The organism is Flavobacterium sp. DSR2-3-3, assembly GCF_049896585.1.
GTDB lineage: Bacteria > Bacteroidota > Bacteroidia > Flavobacteriales > Flavobacteriaceae > Flavobacterium.
On record NZ_JAFCUP010000021.1, the window covers coordinates 1 to 1,388 of the forward strand.

General features: G+C 31.6%; 2 protein-coding genes. Both read left to right on the forward strand.

All coding sequences use genetic code 11. From position 1 onward, the window contains the following. Positions 1-39 precede the first annotated feature (39 nt). A complete protein-coding gene (locus ACP7AQ_RS15940; RefSeq protein ID WP_426096155.1) occupies positions 40-474 on the forward strand; it encodes a hypothetical protein in 435 nt (144 codons plus the stop codon). Further along, entirely contained in the window at positions 474-1,340 is an 867-nt protein-coding gene (locus ACP7AQ_RS15945) for an IS3 family transposase (RefSeq protein ID WP_426096156.1), read from the forward strand. The genes ACP7AQ_RS15940 and ACP7AQ_RS15945 overlap by 1 nt, the downstream gene beginning before the upstream one ends. Positions 1,341-1,388: the final 48 nt, after the last annotated feature.

The window sequence follows — 1,388 nt, forward strand, 5'->3', positions numbered from 1 at the left end:
TGTCCGGTCCTGAAATAACGATACACAAAAAGTATCCTAATGGAAAAACATGAAGAAACACGCTATGTGAAGCGAACTCAAAAAGATTACTCGATGTCTTTTAAATTACAAATTGTTAAAGAAATTGAACGAGGACAACTTACAGTTACGGAATCCACAAAGACTTATGGCATTCAAAATAGATCAACTGTTGTTAAATGGCTCAGAAAATTTGGTAACTTTGATTGGGAAAACCAAACACCATTTACTATGTCAAAGTCGCCAGAACAAAAGATAATGGAACTTGAAGCCAAAGTAAAACTTCTGGAGAAACAGAAGTCCTTTTTGGAACGACAGGCCTTTGTTGCAGATAAAAAAGCAATCATTTTTGATATGATGATTGATATTGCAGAAGAAGAATATAAAATTGACATACGAAAAAACTCTGCCCCCGAACAATCGACCATTTTAAACAAAAAGAGCAACAAACAATAATGTTCGCCTGTAATTTGTTCGGGATAGACAGACAGGTTTATTATCGAAGGATCAAAAGAAAAATAAATAAGGAAGCCAAAGTAGTTGAAGTAGTTTCAATGATTCATCAAGTTAGGCAATCAATGCCTAGACTTGGTGGTAAGAAATCATATCACATATTAATGGACGATCTTAAATCAATAAAAATAGGCAGAGATAAATTATTTGATATACTCAGGGCTAATCATTTATTGATACAGCCAAAACGTAGTTATCATGTAACCACTAATTCTCATCATCGATTTAGAAAACATCAAAACCTAATTCTAGATTTAGAAATAAATAAGCCTAATCAAGTTTGGGTTGCAGATATAACATACATCGGAAAACGCGAAAAACCGTGTTATTTGAGTATTGTTACAGATGCCTATTCTAAGAAAATTATGGGATATTATGTTGCTGACAATATGAATACAGAAAGTAGTGTTAAAGCTCTTAATATGGCTATAAAGAAAAGAAAGAGCAAGGAAATACCATTGATTCATCATTCAGATAGAGGGCTGCAATATTGCGCAAATGATTACCAAAATATGCTAAGTAAAAATGGAATCCTCCCAAGTATGACACAAAACTCCGATCCATATGAAAATGCTGTAGCTGAAAGAATAAATGGAATATTAAAGCAGGAATTTATGATTGACAAATACAATCTAGATTTAAAAGTTATGAAGCAAATTGTAAAAGAATCAATCAACATATACAATGAATTAAGACCTCATTATTCTAATTTCATGCTGACTCCAAACAAAATGCATTTACAAAGTCAAATTAAAATGAGGACATATAAAACAAAAAACACTTGCAAAAACGTTTTTGCAAGTGTTTAATTAAATATTTTTATCTAATAATCTGTATCGGTTATTCAGGACAAGACA